Genomic DNA, 24,568 nt, shown 5'->3' on the forward strand with positions numbered 1-24,568 from the left:
TGTCGGTCCGTACACACAAAAATTTTCTAGACAGAGGGGTTCACATGGCGAACTACACTGCCGCTGATATCAAGGCTCTGCGCGAGCGCACCGGCGCCGGCATGATGGATGTCAAGAAGGCTCTCGACGAAGCCAACGGCGACGCCGAGAAGGCGATCGAGATCATCCGCATCAAGGGCCTGAAGGGCGCCACCAAGCGCGAAGGCCGCTCCACCGCCGAAGGCCTGGTTGCTGCCAAGGTCGAAGGCGGCGTCGGCGTAATGATCGAGGTCAACTGCGAGACCGACTTCGTCGCCAAGGCTGACAAGTTCATCCAGCTGGCTGACAAGGTCCTGGCCATCGCCGTCGAGTCCGGCGCTGCCGACCTCGAGACCCTGCTCGCCACCGATGTTGACGGCAAGCCGCTGTCCGAGGTTGTCGTCGAAGAGGGCGCTGTCCTCGGCGAGAAGGTTGTTGTCCGCCGCATCGCCCGCATCGAGGGCGCCACGGTCGACGCTTACCTGCACAAGACCTCCAAGGACCTCCCGGCCCAGGTCGGCGTCCTGTTCGCAGTTGACGGCGAAGGCGAAGCAGCCACCACCGCAGCCCACGACGTTGCCGTGCACATCGCCGCGATGGCCCCGAACTACCTCTCCCGCGAGGACGTTCCGGCTGAACTGGTCGAATCCGAGCGCCGCATCGCCGAGGAAACCGCCAAGGCCGAGGGCAAGCCCGAAGCTGCCCTGACCAAGATCGTCGAAGGCCGCGTTACCGGCTTCTACAAGGGCGAGGTCCTGGTTGACCAGGCATTCGCCAAGGACGCCAAGAAGACTGTGGCGCAGGTCCTCGAAGAGGCCGGCGTCAAGGGAACCGCTTTCACGCGCTTCCGCGTCGGCTCCTAGTCTGACACGCAAGGGGGTGGCCACTTCGGTGGCCGCCCCTTTTGCATGCACCGGCCACATAAGAATGTGAGCGCTGGCCGGATGCGCGATAACCTAGCTCAGAGTTCACCAACCGGAAGGCACCATGGAAGCCGTCAACACTCCCGTCCAGTCAGAGAAAACCAGGCGCCGGGTCCTCCTGAAGCTGTCCGGTGAGGTCTTCGGCGGCGGCAAGCTGGGCGTCGACCCGGACACTGTCCGCGGCGTGGCCAAGCAGATCGCGGCAGCCGTTCCGGAGGTCGAAGTGGCCATCGTGGTCGGCGGCGGCAACTTCTTCCGCGGCGCCGAACTGTCCGACGGCGGCATGGACCGTTCGCGTGCCGATTACATGGGCATGCTGGGAACGGTCATGAACTGCCTCGCCCTGCAGGACTTCCTGGAACAGGCCGGTGTTGAGACCCGGGTGCAGAGCGCCATCACCATGGGGCAGGTGGCCGAGGCCTATATCCCGCGCCGCGCCATCCGCCACATGGAGAAGAACCGTGTGGTCATCTTCGGGGCCGGAGCCGGCCTGCCCTACTTCTCCACGGACACCGTGGCAGCCCAGCGTGCACTCGAAGTGCACGCCGACGTCGTCCTGATGGCCAAGAGCGGCGTGGACGGCGTATACACGGCCGACCCCAAGAAGGACCCGGCGGCCGAGAAGCTGGAAAAGCTCAGCTACGACGACGCACTCCGCCGCGACATCCGCGTCATGGACCAGACCGCCATGACCATGTGCAAAGACAACAAGCTCTCCATGGTGGTGTTTGGCATGGAAGGCGAAGGCAACGTCACCCGCGCCATCCGCGGCGAAACGCTGGGAACGCTGGTCACGCCCTAGTTACAGCTAGGATATTTCTAGGACGGTCCCGCCCGGTGGGCGGGGCCAGGATTGTGAAATGCCCCGGTTGGCCGGGAACCAATTTCTGAGGAGAGATCGTGATCGAAGAAACCTTGCTCGAAGCCGGAGACAAGATGGACAAGGCGGTTGAGGTAGCCAAGGAAGACTTCGCCTCGATCCGCACCGGGCGGGCAAACCCCGGGCTGTACAACAAGGTCATGGTGGAGTACTACGGGACCCCCACGCCGCTGCAGCAGCTGGCATCCTTCGCGATCCCCGATGCCCGCACCATCCTCATCACGCCGTTCGACAAGACCGCACTGCGCGACATCGAGCGCGCGCTGAGCGACTCAGAGGTCGGCGCCAACCCGTCCAACGACGGCAACGTCATTCGCATCACCATCCCGGAACTGACGAAGGAACGCCGCAAGGAATACGTCAAAATCGTCAAGTCCAAGGGTGAGGACGCCAAGGTGTCCATCCGCAACATCCGCCGCAAGGCCAAGGAAACCCTGGACCGCCTGGTCAAGGACGGCGAAGCGGGCGAGGATGAGGGCGCCCGGGGCGAGAAGGAACTCGACGCGATCACCAAGCAGCACGTCGACGGCATCGACGAGCTCCTCAAGCGCAAGGAAGCTGAGCTGCTCGAGGTCTGATGGGCCAGGCACAGCAGGCCCCCGGTGCGCGGGCCCGAACCCGGTCCCGCCAGCCAAGGCCCAACCCCACGCCCGGGGCTGGGCGCAACCTGCCGGCGGCCATCGCCGTGGGCCTGGCCATGCTTCTTGCGGTGCTCGGCGGGCTGCTCTTCCTGCCACTCGGCTTTGTCGCCGTCGTCACCACCTTCGCCGCCTTCGGCGTATGGGAGGTTTTCCGGGCGCTTGAAGCGAACGGTACGCGCCTGCCCATCGTGCCTGTCATGGTGGGCACACTGGCCATGCCGTTCTCGGCCTACTTCGGCGGACTGGAAAGCCTGTTGTTCGCGATGCTCGCCAGCAGCGTGGCCGTGTTGCTCTGGCGCTCGGTGGAAAGTGCGACGGGCTCGGCCCGCAGCATTTTCGCCGGTGTGTTCGCCCTCGCCTGGGTGCCCTTCCTGATCAGCTTCGCCGCACTCCCGCTGCACGTGGAGGGCGGCGCTTCCCCGGTGGGCCCTTGGCCCGGCGGAGTGGTGCCGGAGGGCGCCTGGCAGATTGTCATCCTGCTGCTCCTGGTGGTTTCCAACGACACGTTCGGATACCTTGTGGGCGCACGCATGGGCAAGCACCCGATGGCGCCCAAGATCAGCCCGAAAAAGTCCTGGGAGGGATTTGCCGGATCCATCGCCGGCGCGATGCTCGTCGGGGTGCTGGCCAGTATCTTCCTGCTGGACAAGCCCTGGTGGGTGGGGGTGGTGCTCGCGATCGGCATGGTGGCGGCCGCCACGGCCGGAGACCTTGCCGAATCGATGGTCAAGCGCGAACTCGGCGTCAAGGACATGAGCAGCATCCTGCCGGGGCACGGCGGGGTGATGGACCGGCTGGACTCGATCGTGTTCGCCTCGCCCGTGGCCTTCATGCTGTTCGTCCTGTTCTCCGGCGCCTGAGCCTTTCAAGGGCCTGAGCCGTTCCGGTCCCGGTTGTCCCGGGACGGCCCCCGGGCCCTCCGCAACGCCCTAGAATAATGCGGTTACGACCCGCCGATGAAGTATCGAAGGAAACATGGTGAGAGTGGACAGCAAGCGGCAGATTCCGGCGTCGTTCGAACGTGTGGCGCGGACGGAGTACGGCTACAACGCCAAGCAGGTGGACCAGTTCCTGCAGCAGGCGCGCGTATCGCTGGAGACGCCCGAGGCCGCCGCCCACCCCATCAAAAGCGCCGACGTCCGGTCCGTGTCCTTCGATCCTGTCAAGGGCGGATACTCGGCCACCGCGGTGGACGCCGCGCTGGACCGGCTGGAGGACGCCTTCGCCCGCCGGGAGCGGGACGACCTTATCGCCGAGCGGGGCGAGGACGCCTGGCTCCGGCAGATCGGCCAGCTGTCCGGGACACTCCGCGGCCGGCTTCACCGGCCCGACGGTGAAAGGTTCCGCCGCCCGGCCAAGAAAAAGTCACGCAGCTACAACACCAAGGACGTGGACAGCCTGTGCCGCGACCTGATCGGCTACCTCGAACAGGACAAGCCCCTCAGCGTTGACAACGTCCGCCGGGCCGTCTTCCGGCCCGCCGTGGGCCAGGACGGCTACGAGGAGACCCAGGTGGACGCGTTCCTCGACCGGGTGGTCGAACTGATGGCTGCCATCGACTGACGCCCTCACCGCCCGGCTCGGGACCTGGAATCAGCGCTCCGTGGCCAGCGGCCGCTCAGGCGTGTGCAGCCGTACCATCACCCTGGTGATGGTACGCGGCACCCGGGACCGGGTGGCCCGCGACGTCACCACCATCACCGTGAAGGCCGCCGGCACGGTCCAGGCCGCGGGCTGCGCCAGCCACGGCGGCGTCCCCGCTACCCCCAGCACCGAGCCCGCCACCATGGCGCCGCCGCACAGCAGCCCGCCCGTCACCATCCCCGCGATGGCACCGGCGTCGGTCAGCCCCCGCCACCAGATGCCCAGCAGCAAGACCGGGCAGATCGTGGATGCCGTAAACGCGAAGACCAGGCCCACGCTGCCGGCCAGGGCCAGCGAGTCCGTCATGAGCGCCAGACCCAGCGGAACGGTGATCGAGATCAGCGCCGCCACCCGGAAGCCGCGCACACTGCCGCCCAGCACATCCTGGCTGATCACACCAGCAAGCGAGACCACCAGGCCGGACGTTGTGGACAGGAAAGCGGCGAACGCCCCTGCCACCACCAGGGCGGACAGCAGCTCGCCAGCCGGGCCGCCCACCAGGCGTCCCGGCAGCAGCAGCACCAGCGCATCCGCCTGGCCCGCCCGCGCCAGGTCCGGGGCGAACAGGCGCCCGGCCAGGCCGTACGCCGTCGGAAACAGATAAAACACGGACAGCAGGCCAAGCACGATCAGCGTGGTCCGGCGCGCCGACTGCCCGTCCGGGTTGGTGTAGAAGCGCACCAGGACGTGCGGCAGCCCCAGTGTTCCGAACAACAGGGCAACGAGCAGCGAGATGCTCTGGTAGGGGCTGGCGGGATCCGCGCCGTCGGGGTTGGCGGCCGGCACCGTCACTGCGGGCGAGCCGTTGTCTGCCAGCACCAGCAGGATGAAGATGAGGGGTACCGCAAGCGCCGTGAGCTTCAGCCAGTACTGGAAGGCCTGGACGAAGGTGATGGAACGCATCCCGCCGGCCACCACGGTGAGGCATACCACCACCACGACGGCGGTCGAGCCCGCCCAGGCGGGCAGCCCCGTGGTGGTCCGGATGGTCAGGGCGGCGCCGTGCAGCTGCGGAACGATGTAGAGCCAGCCCACAATGACCACGGCCAGGCTGGTTACCCGGCGCACGGCACGTGAATCCAGCCGCGCTTCGGTGAAGTCCGGGATGGTGTAGGCCCCGGAACGGCGCAGCGGCGCGGCCACGAACAGCAGGAGCATCAGGTATCCGGCGGTGTAGCCCACGGGATACCAGAGCGCATCCGTGCCGGACAGCAGGATCAGGCCGGCCACGCCCAGGAAACTGGCCGCGGACAGATATTCCCCGCCGATCGCCGACGCGTTCCACCACGGGGGCACGGTCCGGGAGGCTACGTAGAAGTCGCCGGTGGTCCGCGAGATCCGCAGTCCATAGAAACCGATCACCGCCGTCGCCACGGAAACGGCGGCCACCGCCGCAATGCCCACTGCAGGATTCACCCCAGCATCACCGGTCGCCTGCGAGGTCTCGGTAACGGGCCTCGTTGCGTGCTGCGCTGCGGATGTACAGCCAGGCGCTGATTCCTGTCACGGGATAGATCCCGGCTCCCAGCAGGAGCCAGTCCAGGGGGATTCCGGCGAGCCGGGTTTCAGCCATCTCCGGTATCGCCGCGAGCAGCAGCGGAAAGGCGCCGAGGATCAGCAGGAATCCGCCGGCCACCACCAGGGCAAGCCGGAGCTGGGAGCGGATCAGCGAGCGGACGAACACCTGGCCGACGGCCGACTCCTCGGCGGACTCGCGCGGGTCGGCCGAGGAGTCGGGATATATGCGCGACGCCGAACGGGGCGCCGTGACCCTGACACGGGTCATGCCTGGGGCCGGATCCGGGTTGCCTCAAGCTTCTCGCGGACGGCCGGCAGGTGCCGGCGGCTGATCGGCAGTTCGGCGTCCTCGACGGAGACGCTGGGCCGGCCGGCGGCGAGCCTGAGGTGCGAGACGTGGGCGAGTGCCACGAGGTAGGAACGGTGGGTGCGGATGAAGCCCGCGTCCGCCCACTGCTGTTCGAGGTCTGCCAGCGGAACACGGATCAGGTAGCTGGCGTCGGCTGTGTGGAGCCGCGCATAGTCGCCCTGGGCCTGGACGTACGTGACGTCTTCGCGCCGGATCATCCTGGTGGTGCCGCCTTGGTCCACGGTGATCATCTCCGGCGCGGCCCCGCCGTCGCGGATCAGCTCACTGATCCGGCCCACGGAGCTGGCCAGCCGCTCGGCCCGCACGGGTTTGAGCAGATAGTCCACAGCCGCCAGCTCGAACGCCTCAAGCGCACAGTCCTCGTCGGCAGTGACAAAAACGACGGCGGGCGGCCGGCTGCTGCGGGAAATGGCCCGGGCGATGTCCAGGCCGGACACTGCCGGCATGTGGATGTCGAGGAAGACAGCGTCCACAGCGCCGGCTTCGAGGACCCGCAGGGCCTCGGCGCCGGAGGAGGCGCGCAGGATGGTGCCGATCCGCTCATCACGGCCGAGGAGGAAGGCAAGCTCCTCGACTGCGGGCAGCTCGTCGTCGACGACGAGAACGTTAATCATGGTCCTAGGTTATCTTTCCGGGTCCCTGCCGCGGCCACGCGCGCCGGGCGTTCAGGCATCGTGTATTTCAGGCGTCATGGTCCGGCTGGGACTTGGGGACCCGCATGGTGATGAGCGTGCCTTCTCCGGGAGCCGTCTCGATCACCAGGCCGTGGTCGTCCCCGTACACCTGCCGGAGGCGGGCATCGACGTTCCGCAGCCCCACATGCTCGCCGTCCGTGTGGCCGGCGAGCATGGACTGCAGCTGCACCGGGTCCATGCCCACGCCGTCGTCCTCTATGGTCACCTCGGCGAACGCGCCCGAATCATTGGCGCAGATGGTGATGTGGCCGGGCCCCTCCTTGGCCTCCAGGCCGTGCCGGACGGCGTTCTCCACGAGCGGCTGCAGGCTCAGAAAGGGGATCACCGTGCTCAGCACCTCCGGCGCGATCCGCAGGCTGACCTGAACCCGCTCACCGAACCGTGCCCGCTCCAGCAGCAGGTACCTGTCGATGCACCGCAGCTCCTCGGCCAGGGTGGTGAAGTCCCCGTGCCGGCGGAACGAGTACCGGGTGAAATCCGCAAACTCCACCACGAGTTCCCGGGCCCGGGCCGGGTCGGTGTTGATAAAGGAGGCGATCGCGTTCAGCGAGTTGTAGATGAAGTGCGGGCTGATCTGGGCGCGGAGTGCCCGCACCTCGGCCTCCATCAGGAGTGTCCGGGAGGCGTCCAGCTCGGCCAGCTCCACCTGCGCTGCCACCCAGTCGGCGACTTCGGTGGTGGCACGCACCAGCCCCGCTCCTGCCTGCGGCGCCAAGGCAGCCACGGCACCCACCACCCGTGCGCCGGCCCGCACGGGAGCAACGACGGCGGCGGCAACGGATCCGGATTTGGGGGAGTGGAGCTGCAGGTCGGCAGCGTTGAACACCTGCGTCCTTCCGCTGGCCAGGACCTCCGCGGCCAGGCCCGCCAGCCGGGTCCGCAGCTCCTCGGCCGTCCCGTCCCAGGCCAGCACGCCGGACACGTCTAGGATGGCCAGCGCGTCACAGCCGAGCAGGGCCCGCAGCTGGCGGCTGGCTTTTGCAGCGCCAGCGGGGTTCAGGCCGGTCCGCAGGTGGCGTCCGGCTTTCGACGCGGCGTGGAGGGTGTTGTAGGTGGCCCGTTCGGCGTCAGTGCCCAGGTCGCGGAAGGAGCGCAGCACCTTGAGGCCGATAGCGACGACGGCGGCCACCGCGAGCGCGATGACGGCCACGGCGGCCGCGGAATAGAGAGGCGAGTCCGGCATGCTGCCCAGCGTAGCGCGTGCCGTTTGGCGCAGCATCGACGCCGTTGACCGACCGGAAGCGCGCATCCACTATAAAAACATCCGCGCTACGACGCACAGTGAGGACAGTCACATTTGGCTGGTGAATCGTGCAGCCGGTGTGGGAGACAGTCTCAATGAGGAGGAATGATGGGTAACGATGCCCGAACTCCGGACGCCCCGGCGTCCGCGGACTTCGAGGAAGTCCAGGCCACCCAACAGTTCAGGGAGCTGCGCAAGCGCCACCGCAGCTTCGTGTTCCCCATGGCCATCGCGTTTCTGCTCTGGTACTTCGCGTACGTCATCCTTGCCGCCTACGCCGTGGACTTCATGTCCACCAAGGTGTGGGGCAACATCAACATCGGCATCATCATGGGGCTGTTGCAGTTCGTGACCACCTTCGCCATCACCGGCTGGTACGTCAGCTACTCGAACAGGCGCCTGGACCCGATCGCCACCGACATCCGGCACGGCATTGAGGGCCACGAGTACGACAAGACCGGCAGCACGGCATCAGGCAGTTCAGTAGGCGGAGGAACACAATGATCAGCATTCCCACAGCGGTTGACGTCTCGGCGCTGAAGGACACCACGCTGCTGAACATGGGCATCTTCGGCCTGTTCGTCGCAGTCACCATGGTGATCGTCTTCCGGGCCAGCCGGAACAACAGGACAGCAGCCGACTACTACGCCGCCGGCCGCTCCTTCACCGGTTCGCAGAACGGAACGGCCATCGCGGGCGACTACCTGTCAGCTGCCTCCTTCCTGGGCATTACCGGGGCCATCGCCATCAACGGATACGACGGCTTCATGTACTCCATCGGCTTCCTTGTTGCCTGGCTTGTGGCCCTCCTGCTCGTCGCCGAACTGCTGCGGAACACCGGCAAGTTCACCATGGCGGACGTCCTGTCCTTCCGCCTTCGGCAGCGCCCGGTCCGCATCGCCGCCGCCATCTCCACCCTGGCCGTCTGCTTCTTCTACCTCCTGGCCCAGATGGCCGGTGCCGGAAGCCTGATCTCCCTGCTGCTCGGCATCAGCGACTGGGGCGGACAGTCGCTGGTGATCATCGTCGTCGGCGCGCTCATGATCATGTACGTCCTGATCGGCGGCATGAAGGGCACCACCTGGGTGCAGATCATCAAGGCCATCCTGCTCATCGCCGGTGCCGCCGTCATGACCCTCTGGGTCCTGGCCATCTACGGGTTCAACCTCTCCAGCCTGCTGGGCGGCGCGGTGGAGGCGGCGAACAATCCGGCCGTTCTGAACCCCGGCCTGCAGTACGGCAAGACCGAAACATCCAAGCTGGACTTCATGTCCCTGGGCCTTGCCCTGGTGCTGGGCACCGCCGCTCTGCCGCACGTGCTCATGCGCTTCTACACCGTCCCCACCGCCAAGGAAGCCCGCAAGTCCGTGGTGTGGTCCATCTGGCTGATCGGGCTGTTCTACATCTTCACTCTGGTCCTGGGCTACGGCGCCGCTGCCCTGGTGGGTGCGGACACCATCAAGAACGCGCCGGGCGGCGTGAACTCGGCAGCACCGCTGCTGGCCTTCCACCTGGGCGGGCCGCTGCTGCTGGGCTTCATCTCGGCGGTGGCTTTTGCCACGATCCTCGCCGTGGTCGCCGGCCTCACCATCACCGCTGCCGCCTCGTTCGCGCATGACATCTATGCCAATGTCATAGCCAAGGGAAAGGCCGACGCCGACACTGAAGTTAAAGTCGCACGCCGCACCGTAATCGTGATCGGCATCCTCGCCATCCTGGGCGGCATCCTGGCCAACGGCCAGAACGTGGCCTTCCTGGTGGCTCTGGCCTTCGCGGTGGCCGCCTCGGCCAACCTGCCCACCATCATCTACTCGCTGTTCTGGCGCCGGTTCACCACCCAGGGAGCGATCTGGAGCATGTACGGAGGGCTCGCCTCCGCGATCATCCTGATCGCACTGTCGCCGGTGGTGTCCGGCGGTGCGACGTCCATGATCAAGAACGCCAACTTCGCCATCTTCCCGTTGAGCAACCCGGGCATTGTGTCCATCCCGCTGGCCTTCCTGCTGGGCTGGCTGGGCACCGTCCTGGACAAGAAGCAGGAGGACCGCAGCAAGCAGGCCGAAATGGAGGTCCGGTCACTGACCGGGGTCGGCGCCGAGAAGGCCGTGGAGCACTAGCTTCTTCCGTCCGGCCTTACCAGGGCAGGAGCCCCCGCGCATCGTGAACTGCGCGGGGGCTCCTGCCTTTGTGGCCGCCGGCGCACTTATGGCGCGTGGTGGCCCCGGGTGTGTTCACCGTGCGGGACCGCGAACTGGCCTGCCGTCGACGCGGCGAGTCCCGGCGTCGTAATGGCTGCAACCAGCAGTGCCCCGGCGAACGCGGCGGCGAGCAGCTGACCGGCGCCCAGCCGGGCAGCAGCGTTCCGGCCCGGCATGCCGGGAAGTTTCTGCGAGCTGCGGCGGAGCCATGAGGTGGCCGCGAGGACCATGAGGGTCAGTAGCAGGGCGGCGAGGTGGCTGATGCCCAGGCCGGCCATTCCGGTCCCGGCCCCCAGCGTGATGGCCGCCACGTGCGCCGCGGCAGCGGCGGGCAGCACTGCGGCGAAGGTCCGCGGCAGCGGGAAGCGGTTCCTGCTCAGCCCGGCAACGGTCCATCCCAGCAGGACACCTCCCCAGACGAGGGCGGCCGCGGCGCCGGCCGCCCTCCCGGGGAGGACAGGGCCGGCGGCCGCGAACAGGCTGGAGGATACGGCCAGGTTGACCGCTGCCGCACCGAGCCCGGCGAAGCCCGCGAACAGCCGCACGGCATCGGAACGGAACGTTTGCTGCGGTGCCGGGGCTGCCGCGATGGCCTGGCTGGTCATCATCTCTTAGGCGCCGGGTCTTCTAGGCGCGGGCTGTGGCGGGGACCTTGTCCAGGGACAGTCCGACGCCGAGCAGCAGGACGGCGCTCGCCAGGTGGAGTACGTTGTCCGCGCCGTTGAGGGCAATGATGTTCAGCGGCGAGTTGAGCAGGAACAGGCCGACGATGCCCACCAGCAGGTACACGGCACCCACTGCCGTGTTGACGGTGCGCGCCAGCTGGACGTCCTTGACACCGGCGTAGAGCAGTGCGGCGCCAATGGCCAGGTGGATCACGTTGTGCAGCGGGTTGACTTCGAAGATGATCAGGTTGGCGCCTTCGGTGGAGAAGAAGCCCACTCCCGACGTCACGGCGAAGCCAACGAGTCCCACCAGCAGGTAGACGGCTCCGAAAACGGTGGCGACAAGTCGGTTGGGTGAGTTGCGCATGGCCCATGTCCTTCCGGTTGGGGCCGGGCAGGTGCCCGGCCTGGGTGCGGAGTCCCCGGGCGGGACCCTTCGGAAGCAATTCGGCCCTGGTATGCGCTTGGATGGGTGGACGGTCAAAAAAGAGGATCAGGACTTAGGCCGGAGCCGGATGGTGACCATTTTCAGGTCGTCCTTGCCGGCGAACCGGTACACGAGTTCAATGTCCTTGTCCCGGCATTTGATGAGCCCTGCGACATCCGCGATGTTGTTGCCGTTCTCGGTCGTGACCTTGAGGTCGTCGTAGGTCGTGGTGCAGGACGGATCGAGTTGGAGGCTCTGGACGCCGGAAGCGAAGCCCTCGCGGCTCAGCTGCTCCTTGAGGCTGGGGTCCATGTAGTCGTTGTAGGCCTTGTCCGTGTCGCCCGCGATGACCAGCTTGGTGAAGCCGTCCGCAAGGTCCCCGGCCTGCCTGGTGCCGCCGCCCACGAGGTTCATCAGGAGCCACGCCCCGACGCCCACCAGCAAGAGCACGCCCGCCACAATGCCCGCCACGAGCCAGGTGCCCTTGCGGCTCCTGGCCGCCGGCACGCCGGGCAGGCCGAACGGAGACGGCGGGAGCGGCCTCCGGCCAACCGGCTGCTGCGGACCGGGCTGGTTTGGGCCGGACGGATAGGGACCCGGCTGCTGCGGACCGGGCTGGTTCGGGCAGGACGGATAGGTGCCGGGCTGCTGCGGAGCAGGCTGTTGCCCGCCCGGCTGCTGCGGGGGGAGCGGGGGATTGCTCAAGGGTGGCCTTTCCGGCACCGCACCAGCGGCGCTCCAATTAACGGGCACGCCGGCGCCCGGTCACGTTTGTGGAATAGCCTATAGCGCCCGCGCGGCCGAACATCGATGTGTCCCGCGGTTACAGCCGGCCGGCCATGCTCACTCTCCGGCTGAGTTGCGGTCCAGCAGCGGCTGGATCCGGAACGGGATCAGTTCCCCCATGGCCAGGGCGGTATCGGTCCGCTCGACACCGTCGCAGGCCAGGATCTTCCCGTTGATCCGGAAGAGGTCCTCGGCGTCCAGTGCCACCACGCGCAGCAGCAGGTCCGCAGAGCCGGTCAGGCCATAGCCCTCGAGGATCTCCGGCACGGCGGCCAGTTCATCGGCGAGGGAACCGAGCTTCTGCTGCTGGACGTGGACCGAGATGAAGGCCATGAGCGGATACCCCAGGGACACCGGATTGATGCGCCGCTCGAACGAGAGGAAGGCGTGCTTCTTCTCAAGCTGGGCCATGCGCGCCTGGACGGTGTTGCGGGAAAGGCCGAGCTTTTGCGCGAGGGCCACCACAGTACGGCGGGGATCCTGCGCCAGGGCGGAGAGCAGCCGGGTGTCAGTGCCATCCAAAGCTTGCATAATGCGCAAGGCTAGCACGGTCTGAGTCCGCCAAACAGTGCATTCTGCTCAGTTTCCACCGCAGTGGTTGTACCACTTGAACATTGTGAGTATGGTCACAATTAACCGGGGCAAAGGCGCCCGGGAGGCCGGAATGCGGCGGTATCACAAGTCCTGCCGCGGGATGGTTACACGACGTCAGAAGGTTGCGGCAACAGTGGTGACAGACGATGCGGGCCAGGGCGGAACAACCGCCGGCCGGGACAACAAGGCAGGGCACCAGGGTGGCGCAGGCCACGGCATGGTTCAGCTGATCACCCCCGCGGGGGAGCGCGTCAGCCATCCGGAGTATGACCCCTGGGTCAAGGACATCTCGGACGAGCAGCTGTGCTCGCTTTACGAGGACCTGGTGGTGATCCGGCGGATCGACAAAGAGGCTACCGCCCTGCAGCGCCAGGGTGAGCTGGGTCTGTGGCCACCGCTGCTGGGCCAGGAGGCCTCGCAGGTGGGCTCCGTGCGGGCCCTGCGGGACGACGACTTCATTTTCCCCAGCTACCGCGAGAACGGTGTTGCCTACTGCCGCGGGGTCGACCTGCCGGACATTCTGCGCGTCTGGCGCGGCGCCGCCTCCGGCGGTTGGGACCCGTACACGGTCAACATGGCAATACCGCAGATCGTCATCGGGGCGCAGACGCTGCATGCCACCGGGTACGCCATGGGAATCCAGAACGACGGCGCCGATTCCGCGGCCATTGTTTACTTCGGCGACGGAGCCACCAGCGAGGGCGATGTCAGCGAGGCCATGGTCTTCGCCGCCAGTTACCAGGTCCCTCTCGTGTTCTTCTGCCAGAACAACCACTGGGCCATCTCCGAACCGGTGCGCCTCCAGTCCCACACACAGCTGGTGGAACGCGGGATCGGATTCGGACTCCCGAGCATGCGCGTTGACGGCAACGACGTGCTGGCGGTCATGGCAGCCACGCGGGTGGCCCTTGACCGTGCCCGCCGCGGCGGCGGCCCCACCTTCATCGAGGCCGTCACCTACCGGATGGGACCGCATACGACGGCAGACGATCCCACCCGGTACCGCGACCCCAACGAACTCGAGGACTGGGCGGCCAAGGACCCCATCGGCCGGGTCCATGCGCTGCTGGACCGGAAGGGCCTGTTCACCGAGGAGTTCGAAACCAGCGTGCGGACCAAGGCAGACGCCGTCGCCCGCGAGCTGCGGGCCGGCTGCGTGGACATGCCGGACCCCGCCCCCCTCGACGTGTTCCAGCACGTCTACAGCACCCCCAACTCCTGGCTGGAACGCCAGCAGGACCACTACTCCCGTTACCTTGCCAGTTTCGGCGATCCCGACGCGGCAACCCAAGAAGAAGGTGCGCGCTGATGACGCAGATGACCTTTGCGCGGGCAATAAACTCCGGCCTTCGCAGATCCCTCGACAACGATCCCAAAGTGGTCCTCATGGGCGAGGACATCGGCACCCTTGGTGGTGTCTTCCGCGTGACCGACGGGCTGCAGAAGGACTTCGGCAAGCACCGCGTAGTGGACACGCCCCTGGCCGAGTCCGGGATTGTGGGCACCGCTGTGGGCCTGGCCTACCGCGGGTACCGCCCGGTGGTGGAAATCCAGTTCGACGGCTTCGTCTACCCCGCCTTCGACCAGATCGTGTCCCAGGTGGCGAAGATGCATTACCGCAGCCGGGGCACCGTGAAAATGCCCATCACCATACGCATCCCGTTCGGCGGCGGCATCGGGTCCCCGGAACACCACTCCGAGTCGCCTGAGGCTTACTTCGCGCACACCGCGGGCCTGCGCGTGATTACGCCGGCCAGCCCGCAGGATGCCCACACCATGATCCAGCAGGCCATTTCCTGCGACGACCCCGTGGTGTTCTTTGAGCCCAAACGCCGCTACCACGACAAAGGCGAGGTGGACGAGGCGCTCGATCCTGCTTCGGCCCCGCCAATGGGCCAGGCGAGGGTGGTCACGGACGGCAGCGACGTCACGCTCGTCGCCTACGGGCCGTTGGTCAAGACCGCCCGCGATGCTGCCACGGCGGCCGCGGACGAGGGAGTCTCTGTGGAGGTCATCGACCTGCGCTCGCTGGCTCCCGTCGATTTCGCCACCGTGGAGGCCTCCGTCCGCAAGACGGGCAGGCTGGTGATCACCCATGAGGCCGGGCAGTCGGGCGGACTCGGCGCGGAGGTTGCGGCCAGCATTACCGAACGCTGCTTCTACCACCTTGAGGCCGCACCCGTCCGCATCACCGGGTTTGACGTGCCATACCCCTATTCGAGGGTGGAGATGCACCACCTTCCGGATCTTGACCGGATTCTCGACGGCGTGGACCGCGCGCTGGGCCGGCCGAATTCGCTGAGCGGGCTGGAAGGATGACCGCCACCATGATCAAGGAATTCCGGCTGCCCGATCTTGGCGAAGGACTGACCGAATCGGAAATCGTCAGCTGGAAGGTGGGGGTAGGGGATACCGTCAGCCTGAACCAGGTCATTGCCGAGGTGGAGACTGCCAAGGCGGTGGTGGAGTTGCCTTCCCCGTTCGCCGGCGTCATCACCGCCCTGCATGAACAGCCGGGAACGGTCGTGGAGGTGGGCAAGCCGATCGTCTCGTTCGAGGTGAAGGACGACGCCGGCACCCAGCCTGCCGCTGCTGCCCCGGCTGAGGCGGCGCTCCCCAAAAGGGAACCCAACCTCGTCGGGTACGGCGCCGTGGTCGAAAGCACCGGCCGCCCAGTCCGGCGGCAGCGCACGCTGGCCGAGCCGGCCGAGCCCCGGCCCGTCGAGACCAAGCCCGTCGAAACCAAAGCCCCGCTGGCTGAGCCTGCCGAAATCAGGCCTGTGGAAACCAAGCCTGCCGAAACCAAGTCCGCTGAGCGCCCGCGTTCCACACCGCCGGTCCGGAAGCTTGCCAAGGACCTGGGTGTCGAACTGGAAAAGGTGGCCGGAAGCGGTCCCAGCGGCCTGATTACCCGGGACGACGTCCGCAACTTCGTGGGCGGCGGGGACCTTCCCGCAGCGGCGCACGAGTTGGCGGCACAGCCGGCGGCACCCCAGGCTGTGCCACAGGGCGAGCGCGAGGTCCGCACGCCAATCAAGGGTGTCCGCAAATTCACGGCAGCCGCGATGGTCAGCAGTGCCTTCACGGCGCCGCACGTCACGGAATTCCTCACGGTGGACGTCACGCCGGCCATGGAACTGCTGGCAAGGCTGAAGGAGAGCAAGGCCTTTGCCGGCCACAAGCTGACGCCGCTGACCCTCGTGGCCAAGGCCGTGCTGATCGCGCTGCGCCGCAACCCCGGGCTCAATGCCAAGTGGGACGAGGCCAACCAGGAGATCGTGCAGTTCAACTACGTGAACCTGGGTATCGCGGCCGCAACCCCGCGCGGGCTCACCGTCCCCAATATCAAGGACGCCGACCGCCTGGCGCTCGTGGACCTTTCCACGGCGCTCGCGGAACTGACGGACACCGCCAGGGCAGGCAAGACCAGCCCGGAGGACCTTTCAGGTGGCACCATCTCCATCACCAACATCGGTGTCTTCGGGATCGACGCCGGCACGCCCATCCTCAACCCGGGGGAGGCCGCGATCCTCGCCATGGGCGCCGTCCGCAAGATGCCATGGGAGTACCAGGACCAGGTCGCACTGCGGCAGGTCATGACCTTGAGCCTGTCCTTCGACCACCGGCTGGTGGACGGTGAGCAGGGCTCCAGGTTCCTGGCTGACGTCGGTGCCCTTCTCGCGGATCCCGGCATGGCCCTCGCAATGGCCTGATCCTTCACCGCAGTTTCTTTCGAGCCTGCAACCAAAACGGGGTACTTTGGCGCCGCAGTGGGGGTTTGATGGCCCCAACGTCGGCGTGTCCGTATCGAAGTGCCCCGTTTTGGCCTGGCGGGAGGTTCGCCGCGGCACCCTGGCCCAGGGATGCCGGATAGGCGCGGGGCCAGCAGGGGGAGGGCTCAGGTGCCGAGCGGGCTGGACGTCACCAGCAGGGCCGCCAGCGCCATGTTCTCCAGGAGCGGCCGGGCCGACCTGATGGCCATCCGCCGGCCGTGGTTGCGGACAGAGTGCGGCGTCGAGTTGATGAGGCCGAAGGTTGCCAGGGCGCGCATGCGCAGTTCTGCGGTGTCTGTGGTGCCATGGATGCCGGCGAGCACGTCAACCCACACCTCCACGTAGCTGCGCTGCAGGGCCCGCACCTGCTCCTGGTCTTCACTGGTCAGGTTGCTGAAATCCCGGTCCTGGACCCGGATCACGTCGGGGTTGCTGAGGGCGAAGTCCACATGGAACTGCACCAGACGGGCCAAAGCCGCGGAGGGTTCGGCGGCGTTGGCAACCACGCGGCGGCCGCCGTCGAGCAGGTCCTGGCTGACAGTGAGCAGCAACGCGCCGAGCACGGCCTGCTTGCCCGGGAAGTGGCGGTATACGGCCGGTCCGCTCACTCCGGCTGCGGCCCCGAGGTCCTCGAGGGAGACCCTATTGAAGCCGTTGCCGGCGAAGAGCGTGGCCGCGGCTGACAGCAGCGCCTGCCGGCGGGATTCCTTCGCCCGGCTGCGCTGGGTGGGGCCGGGTGTTGAATCAGGGCCGGGCGCTGTTTCTTGGCCGGGCGCGGCCTGGCCGGCAGCGGTGAGCTCTCCGTGATCTGTGGTGGGCACATTTCCTCCTCGAAAACCCAAAGAACTCTACCAACATCCTGTGTTGGACATCACAGTCACTAGAGACTAACCTAAACTCAGTTACGAGGCACTAACCGAAATGCGGCGCGACTGCCGCCGGAAGTGCCCGGGAATGGAAGCGGTCAATGGAGACACTCGCCAGCCGGCTGGATACCGCCGGTAGCGCGTTTGAGGCGAACAGCCTTGCGCAGCGCGCGCTCGCCGACGAGCTGCGGAAACGTCTTGCCACCACGGCGCTGGGCGGGCCGGAAAAATCCCGTGAGCGGCACATGTCCCGCGGCAAGCTGCTTCCCCGGGAGCGGATTGACCGGCTTCTCGACGACGGCAGCCCCTTCCTTGAGATTGCCCCGCTGGCAGCGAACGGTATGTACAACGACGATTCACCCGGCGCCGGCATCATCACGGGCATCGGCCTGGTGCACGGCCGCCATGTGCTGGTCATTTCCAACGACGCCACCGTCAAGGGCGGCACCTACTATCCCATGACGGTCAAGAAGCACCTCAGGGCGCAGGAGATCGCGCTCGAAAACCGGCTCCCGTGCATCTACCTGGTGGATTCGGGCGGGGCCTTCCTCCCGAAGCAGGACGAGGTGTTCCCGGACCGGGACCATTTCGGCCGCATCTTTTACAACCAGGCCAGGATGTCAGCCGCGCGGATTCCGCAGATCGCCGCCGTCATGGGCTCCTGCACCGCAGGGGGCGCCTACGTTCCCGCGATGAGCGATGAAACGGTGATTGTCCGCAACCAGGGAACCATCTTCCTGGGCGGGCCGCCCCTGGTGAAGGCGGCCATCGGCGAGGTCGTCAGCGCCGAAGAGCTCGGGGGCGGCGAGGTGCACTCGCGGATTTCCGGTGTCAGTGACCACCTCGCCGAAAACGACGAGCACGCCCTGCAGATCGTCCGTGACATCGTGGCCACACTGCCGGTGCCCGCGCAGCCCGTCTGGGACGTGGACGCCGCCGTCGAACCCGTTGCCGAGCCCGGCCAGCTCTACGGCGCCGTCCCCACGGACGTCAATGCGCAGTACGACGTCCGGGAGGTCATCGCCCGGCTTGTGGACGGCAGCCGCTTCCATGAGTTCAAGAAGAATTACGGTGCCACCCTGGTGACCGGATTCGCCCGGCTGCACGGACACCCCGTGGGCATCGTGGCCAACAACGGCGTGCTCTTCAGCGAGTCGGCACTCAAGGGCGCCCACTTCATTGAACTCTGCGACCAACGCGGCGTCCCGCTGATCTTTCTGCAGAATATCTCCGGCTTCATGGTGGGCAAGGACTACGAGCAGGGCGGCATTGCCAAGAACGGCGCCAAGATGGTCACCGCCGTCGCTACCACGCGCGTGCCCAAGCTGACGGTGGTGATCGGCGGGTCCTTCGGTGCCGGCAACTACTCGATGTGCGGGCGGGCTTATTCACCGCGCTTCCTGTGGATGTGGCCCGCCAGCCGGATTTCCGTCATGGGCGGCAACCAGGCCTCCAGCGTCCTGGCCACCGTCAAGCGCGACCAGTATGAGGCAGCCGGGCAGGAGTGGTCCGCCGAGGAGGAAGAAGCCTTCAAGGCTCCCATCCGGCAGCAGTACGAGGACCAGGGCAGCCCCTACTATTCCACGGCACGCCTGTGGGACGACGGCGTGATCGACCCCGCGGACACCCGCACGGTCCTGGGCCTGGCCCTCGACGTCGTCTCCCGCGTCCCGCTGCCGGAGCCCTCCTTCGGCCTCTTCCGGATGTGAGCCTGACATGACTATCGAACGTAAGTTCCGCACGGTCCTGGTGGCCAACCGCGGTGAGATTGCCTGCCGGGTGATCAGGACCCTGCGCGCCATGGGAATCCGTTCCGTTGCGGTCTACAGCGATGCCGACGCCGGTGCCCGCCACGTGCGCGAAGCCGACACCGCCGTCAGGATCGGGCCCGCCGCGGCGGCCGAGAGCTATCTCAGCATCGACGCCATCATCAGGGCGTGCCAGGACTCCGGTGCCCAGGCGGTGCATCCGGGCTACGGGTTCCTGAGCGAGAATGCCGACTTTGCCCGGGCACTAGCGGCCGCCGGCATCGCCTTCATCGGCCCCGGGGCCGAGGCGCTGGATGTCATGGGGGACAAGATCCGCTCGAAAAACCACGTGTCGGGGTACGGCGTTCCGGTGGTTCCGGGCATCGCCGAACCCGGCATGACGGATGCGGAACTCATCGCGGCCGCCCCGGCCGTGGGTTTCCCCCTGCTGATCAAGCCCTCGGCGGGCGGCGGCGGCAAGGGAATGCATGCCGTGGACCGGCCAGAGGACCTGCCGTCCGCCCTGGCCACCGCGCGGCGCGTTGCTGCGGGCGCGTTCGGGGACGACACCCTGTTCCTGGAACGCCTGGTGACGTCCCCGCGGCACATCGAGGTGCAGGTCCTGGCCGATACCCACGGCAACGTCATCCACCTGGGGGAGCGCGAGTGCTCCCTGCAGCGGCGGCACCAGAAGGTCATCGAGGAGTCCCCGTCACCGCTGCTGGAATCACTGCCCGACGGCGAGGCCGTCCGGGCGAAGATCGGCGAGGCCGCCTGCCAGGCCGCCCGCAGCGTCCACTACACCGGTGCCGGCACCGTGGAATTCCTGGTGTCGGACGACTCGCCGGATGAGTTCTTCTTCATGGAAATGAACACCCGGCTCCAGGTGGAACACCCGGTGACGGAAATGGTCACCGGCATTGACCTCGTCGAGTGGCAGGTGCGCATCGCCGCCGGCGAGGTGCTCACCGTCGGGCAGGACGACGTCGTGCTTAACGGCCATGCAGCCGAAGCCCGCGTCTACGCCGAAACCCCGCACCGGAACTTCCTGCCCTCCTCGGGCGAGGTGGTGCTCCTTGACGAATACGGCGCCTCGTTCGGGACCGGGTTCCGGCCGGAGCACCAGGACGAGGGCGTCCGCATTGACTCATCGCTGCTGCCGGGGCTGCAAATCTCCAGCGACTACGATCCCATGCTGTCCAAGGTCATTGCCTGGGGAACGGACCGCAAGGCCGCCCTGGACAGGCTGGACGCGGCCCTGGAACGCTACACCGTCCTGGGCATCGACACGAACGTGGAATACCTGCGGCTCCTGATCAATGACGACGACGTCCGCGCCGGCCGGCTGGACACGACGCTGATCGACCGGAGGATGCCGGACCTGGCGTTCCGGGAAGCCGGCGAGGCAGAGCTTACGGCTGCCGCCCTGACATTCTGGACGCGCGAGGCCGCGGCTGCTGAAGACGCCGGCGCGGGCGCTTTCGGTGGCAGACGGACAGGTCCCCGGCCGCCCTGGGACAGCGCACGGGGCTGGCGACTCGGTGCCCCGGCACCATGGCGGATTAACTTCGGCCTTCCCGGCGGCGGCATGGCCACCGTGGGCATCACCTGGCAGGGCGACGCCGGCCATGCCCTGGTGCGCGTCGGCGACGGCCCGGAGCGGACGGTGCACGTCCTCGGAGCGGCGGGTGCCGCCGTCGGGCCGGACGGCCGGGAGCATGCCGCAGAGTCCGCATCCGGCGTCATCAGGTTCGAGCTGGAGGACCAGCAGCACACGTTCGCCGTGGGGATGTCCGGGGAGCTGCACGGCAGCGCCGGCCTTCGCGGGCAAGCGCGGACGCGGCACGTTTACGTAGGCAGCGGCGGCTGCGCGTGCGGACTCGAGGTCCTCACCCGCGAGAGCCGCGTGGAGCGCGTGCTGGCCGCCATCGAACGGGAAGAAGGCGCGGCCGATCCGGAAGTCCGGTCACCCATGCCCGGAACGGTTGTCTCCGTGGCGGTGCAGGAGGGAGATCCCGTGGCCGCGGGACAGGTGCTGCTGTCCGTGGAGGCCATGAAGATGGAGCACCAGCTCGTGGCCGAAGTCGCCGGGACCGTCCATATCAGCGTCAGCACGGGTGACCTCGTCAGGGCAGGCCAGACCGTCGCCACCATCCACCCGGCGGACACTTCCGGCCCTGTATCGGAAGGCACCGCAACCCACGATGCAACAGATGAACGTAAGGAGGCCTAACCATGGCCGATTTTGACCTCAGCGAGGAGTACCAGGACCTCAGCAAGACCGTCCGGGAGTTCGCCGACGAGGTGGTGGCACCCGTCTCCACCAAGCACGACGAGGAACACAGCTTCCCCTACGAGGTAGTGGCACAAATGGCCGATATGGGCCTGTTCGGCCTGCCGTTCCCGGAGGAATACGGCGGCATGGGCGGCGATTACTTCGCGCTGGCACTTGCGCTGGAGCAGCTGGGACGGGTGGACCAGTCAGTTGCCATCACGCTCGAGGCCGGTGTTTCGCTCGGCGCCATGCCCGTTTTCCGCTTCGGCACCGAGGCCCAGAAGCAGGAGTGGCTGCCGCTGCTCGCGTCCGGAAAGGCGCTCGCGGGCTTTGGCCTGACCGAACCGGAGGCGGGCTCGGACGCCGGCGGCACGAAGACCACAGCCCGGCTGGAGGACAGCGGGGACGGAAAAAACTGGGTCATCAACGGCAACAAGGAATTCATCACCAACTCGGGAACGGACATCAGCAGGCTGGTGACCGTCACCGCCGTCACCGGCCAGCAGGAGCGCAAGGACGGCAGCGTCAAGAAGGAGATTTCCACGATCCTGGTGCCCACCGACACGCCCGGGTTCAAGGCGGAGAAGGCGTACAACAAGGTGGGCTGGAATGCGTCGGACACCCACCCCCTGACCCTGCGGGACGTCACTGTGCCCGAGGCGAACCTGCTGGGGGAGCGGGGCCGCGGCTACGCCAACTTCCTGTCCATCCTGGACGAGGGCCGGATCGCCATCGCTGCCCTGGCCACCGGCGCTGCGCAGGGCTGCGTGGATCTTTCGGTCCGCTACGCCAAGGACCGCAGCGCCTTCGGCACCAATATCGGCAAGCACCAGGCCATCTCGTTCAAGATCGCCCGCATGCAGGCACGTGCCCATACCGCGCGTCTTACCTACTACGATGCGGCCGCCCGGATGCTCGCCGGCAAGCCGTTCAAGACCCAGGCGGCCATAGCTAAGATGGTCGCAGGCGAGGCGGCCATGGACAACGCGCGGGATGCCACCCAGGTATTCGGCGGCTATGGCTTCATCAACGAGTTCACCGTGGCGCGCCACTACCGGGACTCCAAGATCCTGGAGGTGGGGGAGGGCACCACGGAGGTCCAGCTGATGCTTATCGCCCGCGAACTCGGGCTGTAAAAGGCCAGGTGGCCGTGTCTGTCGAGAGTCTGTGGAGACGCCGAAAGGATCAAGGATGATTGACAAGGTTGTTGCCAGCGCTGACGAAGCGGTCGCCGACATATCCGACGGCGCATCGCTCGCCGTCGGGGGTTTTGGCCTGTGCGGGATCCCGGTGGCGCTCATAGATGCCCTCCACCGCCGCGGCACCAAGGACCTCGAGACCGTCAGCAACAACTGCGGCGTGGACGACTGGGGCCTGGGCGTCCTCCTCAGGGACGGCCGGATCCGGCGGACTGTCAGCTCGTACGTGGGGGAGAACAAGGAGTTCGCCCGGCAGTACCTCGCCGGCGAACTTGAAGTGGTCCTCACCCCGCAGGGCACCCTCGCCGAAAAGCTGCGCGCCGGCGGCGCCGGCATCCCCGCCTTTTACACGAAGGCGGGGGTTGGAACGCAGGTGTCCGACGGCGGCCTGCCGCAGAAATACGACGCCGACGGAGGCATCGCCATCGCGTCCCCGCCAAAGGAAGTGCGCAGCTTCGATGGCGTCGACTATGTCCTGGAGGAATCACTGACCCCCGACTACGGCCTGGTCCACGCCTGGAAGGGCGACCGGCACGGGAACCTCGTCTTCCACGCGACGGCCATGAACTTCAACCCCCTCTGCGCCATGGCGGGACGGATCACGATTGCAGAGGTGGAAGAACTCGTGGAGCCGGGCGAGCTGGATCCGGAGCACGTCCACCTGCCGGGCATCTTTGTCCAGCGCGTGGTGGTGGTGCCCGAGTCCGAGAAGCGTATTGAGAAGCGGACCGTGGCACTGTCTGCGGCGTCTGCAGCCCAGCCCGGAAGCACGGGGGCAGCCGAAAGCACCGCAACCAGCGAACAGGCAGGAGCGTAACGATGGACCCGAACAGCCCCCTGGCTCCCCGCCCCGAGGCCGTGCGGCACGAATACCGCCGGGCCGCCTCCTCCCACCCGGAAGGCAAGGGCTGGACGCGCAATGAGCTCGCCGCCCGCGTAGCCCAGGAGCTGAGCAACGGCCAGTACGTGAACCTCGGCATCGGCATGCCCACCCTGATCCCCAACTACATCCCGGCCGGCGTCGAAGTGGTTCTGCACTCCGAGAACGGCATCCTCGGCGTCGGCCCCTATCCCGGCGAGGACGAGGTGGATCCGGATCTGATCAACGCCGGCAAGGAAACCGTCACCGTCAACAAGGGTGCCGCATTCTTCGACTCCGCCCAGTCCTTTGGCATGATCCGCGGCGGGCACGTGGACGTGGCCGTGCTCGGCGCCATGGAGGTGGCCGCCAACGGAGACCTCGCCAACTGGATGATCCCCGGAAAGATGGTCAAGGGCATGGGCGGGGCCATGGACCTGGTCTTCGGCGCCAAAAAGGTGATCGTCATGATGGAGCATGTGGACCGCAGCGGAAAGCCGAAAATCGTGGAACGGTGCTCGCTGCCGCTGACGGGCAAGGCCTGCGTGGACCGCATCATCACCGACCTCGGCGTCATCGACGTCGTCGCCGATGCCGGCGGATCCCGTCTGGTCCTGCGTGAGCTGGCGCCCAACGTGTCGGCGGAGGACATGGTCGCGGCCACCGGGGCGGAACTGTTCGAGGAAGACCAGGAACTCACCGTATGAGTGCAGTTTCGGCAGGCTCAGCCACCGGCGGCGCGCGGGTCATCGAGCAGCGCGGACTCTACTTCGAGGAACTCGAGGAGGACGTCGTGTACGCCCACCGCCCGGGGCGGACCGTTACCGAGACGGACAACGTGCTGTTCACCACCATGACCATGAACACGCAGGGGCTGCACCTGGACGCGGCCTGGAGCTCGGGACAGCCCTTCGGCCAGCGCCTGGTGAACTCCATGTTCACGCTGGCCACGGTGGTGGGGCAGTCCGTTGGCCAGCTGACCCAGGGCACCATCATTGCGCAGCTGGGGCTGACGGACGTCTCCTTCCCGCATCCGCTCTACCATGGCGACACCCTCTACACGGAGACCGTCATCACCGGAAAGAGGCTCTCCGAATCACGGCCGGGGCAGGGCGTCGTCACCATGCAGCACACCGGGCGCAACCAGGACGGAACGGTGGTGGCGCTGGCCACGCGAAGCTGCCTGATGTGGACTCGCGAGGCACACATAGAGGCGCAGCGGGACAAATAATCGGACAATGGCACT

Annotated in this window: 25 protein-coding genes; 16 read left to right on the forward strand and 9 right to left on the reverse strand. The window is 67.1% G+C overall.

What is annotated here, in order from left to right; translation table 11 throughout:
• The first annotated feature begins 44 nt into the window (after positions 1 to 44).
• The 5 genes from tsf (at position 45) to ACFTR6_RS06465 (ending at position 4,025) form a co-directional block, all read left to right on the forward strand.
• Positions 45 to 881 (forward strand): translation elongation factor Ts, encoded by an 837-nt coding sequence (tsf, locus tag ACFTR6_RS06445; RefSeq protein ID WP_076798202.1) that lies wholly within the window; start codon positions 45 to 47, stop codon positions 879 to 881.
• A gap of 124 nt (positions 882 to 1,005) precedes the next feature.
• Positions 1,006 to 1,743, forward strand: coding sequence for a UMP kinase (gene pyrH / locus ACFTR6_RS06450; RefSeq protein ID WP_076798200.1), 738 nt, complete (start codon positions 1,006 to 1,008; stop codon positions 1,741 to 1,743).
• Between the two features lie 98 nt (positions 1,744 to 1,841).
• Positions 1,842 to 2,399: a ribosome recycling factor gene (frr, locus tag ACFTR6_RS06455; protein WP_076798197.1), complete on the forward strand. Its 558-nt coding sequence runs from the start codon at positions 1,842 to 1,844 to the stop codon at positions 2,397 to 2,399.
• Complete coding sequence (locus ACFTR6_RS06460) at positions 2,399 to 3,322, forward strand: phosphatidate cytidylyltransferase (protein ID WP_377957294.1); 924 nt, start codon at positions 2,399 to 2,401, stop codon at positions 3,320 to 3,322. Before frr ends, ACFTR6_RS06460 begins: the two co-directional genes overlap by 1 nt.
• Before the next feature lie 115 nt (positions 3,323 to 3,437).
• Complete coding sequence (locus ACFTR6_RS06465; protein WP_377957295.1) at positions 3,438 to 4,025, forward strand: DivIVA domain-containing protein; 588 nt, start codon at positions 3,438 to 3,440, stop codon at positions 4,023 to 4,025.
• A 30-nt stretch (positions 4,026 to 4,055) separates the two neighbouring features.
• Here ACFTR6_RS06465 and ACFTR6_RS06470 read toward each other — a convergent pair whose 3' ends face one another.
• From ACFTR6_RS06470 to ACFTR6_RS06485, 4 genes are all read right to left on the reverse strand, one after another.
• Complete coding sequence (locus ACFTR6_RS06470) at positions 4,056 to 5,522, reverse strand: cation acetate symporter (protein WP_377957296.1); 1,467 nt, start codon at positions 5,520 to 5,522, stop codon at positions 4,056 to 4,058.
• A 7-nt stretch (positions 5,523 to 5,529) separates the two neighbouring features.
• On the reverse strand, positions 5,530 to 5,892 hold the full coding sequence (locus ACFTR6_RS06475) for a hypothetical protein (RefSeq protein WP_076798192.1): 363 nt from the start codon (positions 5,890 to 5,892) through the stop codon (positions 5,530 to 5,532).
• The gene (locus ACFTR6_RS06480) at positions 5,889 to 6,608 is read right to left on the reverse strand and encodes a LytTR family DNA-binding domain-containing protein (protein ID WP_076798190.1); all 720 of its coding nucleotides are present in this window, start codon (positions 6,606 to 6,608) and stop codon (positions 5,889 to 5,891) included. Before ACFTR6_RS06480 ends, ACFTR6_RS06475 begins: the two co-directional genes overlap by 4 nt.
• 67 nt (positions 6,609 to 6,675) lie before the next feature.
• Positions 6,676 to 7,872 carry a sensor histidine kinase gene (locus ACFTR6_RS06485; RefSeq protein ID WP_377957297.1) on the reverse strand — a complete coding sequence of 399 codons (1,197 nt, stop codon included), beginning with the start codon at positions 7,870 to 7,872 and terminating at the stop codon, positions 6,676 to 6,678.
• Between the two features lie 168 nt (positions 7,873 to 8,040).
• Between ACFTR6_RS06485 and ACFTR6_RS06490 the strand changes: the two genes are divergently transcribed.
• Together ACFTR6_RS06490 and ACFTR6_RS06495 are read left to right on the forward strand one after the other, a co-directional pair.
• On the forward strand, positions 8,041 to 8,436 hold the full coding sequence (locus ACFTR6_RS06490) for a DUF485 domain-containing protein (RefSeq protein WP_076803473.1): 396 nt from the start codon (positions 8,041 to 8,043) through the stop codon (positions 8,434 to 8,436).
• Complete coding sequence (locus tag ACFTR6_RS06495) at positions 8,433 to 10,049, forward strand: cation acetate symporter (RefSeq protein WP_076798188.1); 1,617 nt, start codon at positions 8,433 to 8,435, stop codon at positions 10,047 to 10,049. The genes ACFTR6_RS06490 and ACFTR6_RS06495 overlap by 4 nt, the downstream gene beginning before the upstream one ends.
• Before the next feature lie 86 nt (positions 10,050 to 10,135).
• Here ACFTR6_RS06495 and ACFTR6_RS06500 read toward each other — a convergent pair whose 3' ends face one another.
• The 4 genes from ACFTR6_RS06500 to ACFTR6_RS06515 all read right to left on the reverse strand — a co-directional run bounded on the left by ACFTR6_RS06500 (position 10,136) and on the right by ACFTR6_RS06515 (position 12,539).
• Entirely contained in the window at positions 10,136 to 10,738 is a 603-nt protein-coding gene (locus tag ACFTR6_RS06500; RefSeq protein WP_377957298.1) for a hypothetical protein, read from the reverse strand.
• 19 nt (positions 10,739 to 10,757) lie between these two features.
• Positions 10,758 to 11,162 carry a DUF4383 domain-containing protein gene (locus ACFTR6_RS06505; protein WP_076798187.1) on the reverse strand — a complete coding sequence of 135 codons (405 nt, stop codon included), beginning with the start codon at positions 11,160 to 11,162 and terminating at the stop codon, positions 10,758 to 10,760.
• Between the two features lie 126 nt (positions 11,163 to 11,288).
• The gene (locus ACFTR6_RS06510; protein ID WP_377957299.1) at positions 11,289 to 11,927 is read right to left on the reverse strand and encodes a hypothetical protein; all 639 of its coding nucleotides are present in this window, start codon (positions 11,925 to 11,927) and stop codon (positions 11,289 to 11,291) included.
• 138 nt (positions 11,928 to 12,065) lie between these two features.
• Positions 12,066 to 12,539, reverse strand: a complete 474-nt coding sequence (locus ACFTR6_RS06515) for an Lrp/AsnC family transcriptional regulator (protein WP_087873573.1) — start codon at positions 12,537 to 12,539, stop codon at positions 12,066 to 12,068.
• Positions 12,540 to 12,735: 196 nt separating this feature from the next.
• Here ACFTR6_RS06515 and pdhA point away from each other — a divergent pair, with 196 nt between their 5' ends.
• The 3 genes from pdhA to ACFTR6_RS06530 are packed head-to-tail and all read left to right on the forward strand — an operon-like array spanning position 12,736 to position 16,315.
• Positions 12,736 to 13,911: a pyruvate dehydrogenase (acetyl-transferring) E1 component subunit alpha gene (pdhA, locus tag ACFTR6_RS06520; RefSeq protein ID WP_377957300.1), complete on the forward strand. Its 1,176-nt coding sequence runs from the start codon at positions 12,736 to 12,738 to the stop codon at positions 13,909 to 13,911.
• Positions 13,911 to 14,921, forward strand: coding sequence for an alpha-ketoacid dehydrogenase subunit beta (locus ACFTR6_RS06525; protein ID WP_377957301.1), 1,011 nt, complete (start codon positions 13,911 to 13,913; stop codon positions 14,919 to 14,921). The genes pdhA and ACFTR6_RS06525 overlap by 1 nt, the downstream gene beginning before the upstream one ends.
• 8 nt (positions 14,922 to 14,929) lie before the next feature.
• On the forward strand, positions 14,930 to 16,315 hold the full coding sequence (locus ACFTR6_RS06530; RefSeq protein WP_377957302.1) for a dihydrolipoamide acetyltransferase family protein: 1,386 nt from the start codon (positions 14,930 to 14,932) through the stop codon (positions 16,313 to 16,315).
• A 185-nt stretch (positions 16,316 to 16,500) separates the two neighbouring features.
• Here ACFTR6_RS06530 and ACFTR6_RS06535 read toward each other — a convergent pair whose 3' ends face one another.
• Positions 16,501 to 17,196 carry a TetR/AcrR family transcriptional regulator gene (locus ACFTR6_RS06535; protein WP_087873567.1) on the reverse strand — a complete coding sequence of 232 codons (696 nt, stop codon included), beginning with the start codon at positions 17,194 to 17,196 and terminating at the stop codon, positions 16,501 to 16,503.
• Positions 17,197 to 17,342: 146 nt separating this feature from the next.
• On the opposite strand from ACFTR6_RS06535, the gene ACFTR6_RS06540 reads away from it, so the two are divergent.
• From ACFTR6_RS06540 to ACFTR6_RS06565, 6 genes are read left to right on the forward strand one after another with little or no spacing between them, the layout of a single operon-like run.
• Positions 17,343 to 18,950 carry a carboxyl transferase domain-containing protein gene (locus ACFTR6_RS06540; protein ID WP_377957303.1) on the forward strand — a complete coding sequence of 536 codons (1,608 nt, stop codon included), beginning with the start codon at positions 17,343 to 17,345 and terminating at the stop codon, positions 18,948 to 18,950.
• 7 nt (positions 18,951 to 18,957) lie between these two features.
• Positions 18,958 to 21,222, forward strand: coding sequence for a biotin carboxylase N-terminal domain-containing protein (locus ACFTR6_RS06545; RefSeq protein ID WP_377957304.1), 2,265 nt, complete (start codon positions 18,958 to 18,960; stop codon positions 21,220 to 21,222).
• A gap of 2 nt (positions 21,223 to 21,224) precedes the next feature.
• On the forward strand, positions 21,225 to 22,400 hold the full coding sequence (locus tag ACFTR6_RS06550; protein WP_087873565.1) for an acyl-CoA dehydrogenase family protein: 1,176 nt from the start codon (positions 21,225 to 21,227) through the stop codon (positions 22,398 to 22,400).
• Positions 22,401 to 22,455: 55 nt separating this feature from the next.
• A complete protein-coding gene (locus ACFTR6_RS06555; protein ID WP_377957305.1) occupies positions 22,456 to 23,280 on the forward strand; it encodes a CoA transferase subunit A in 825 nt (274 codons plus the stop codon).
• Between the two features lie 2 nt (positions 23,281 to 23,282).
• A complete protein-coding gene (locus ACFTR6_RS06560; protein ID WP_087873563.1) occupies positions 23,283 to 24,029 on the forward strand; it encodes a CoA transferase subunit B in 747 nt (248 codons plus the stop codon).
• Entirely contained in the window at positions 24,026 to 24,553 is a 528-nt protein-coding gene (locus tag ACFTR6_RS06565; RefSeq protein ID WP_076798175.1) for a MaoC family dehydratase, read from the forward strand. Before ACFTR6_RS06560 ends, ACFTR6_RS06565 begins: the two co-directional genes overlap by 4 nt.
• Positions 24,554 to 24,568 lie beyond the last annotated feature (15 nt).

It is taken from the genome of Arthrobacter sp. NPDC057009 (assembly GCF_042673905.1).
Taxonomy (GTDB): Bacteria; Actinomycetota; Actinomycetes; order Actinomycetales; family Micrococcaceae; genus Arthrobacter.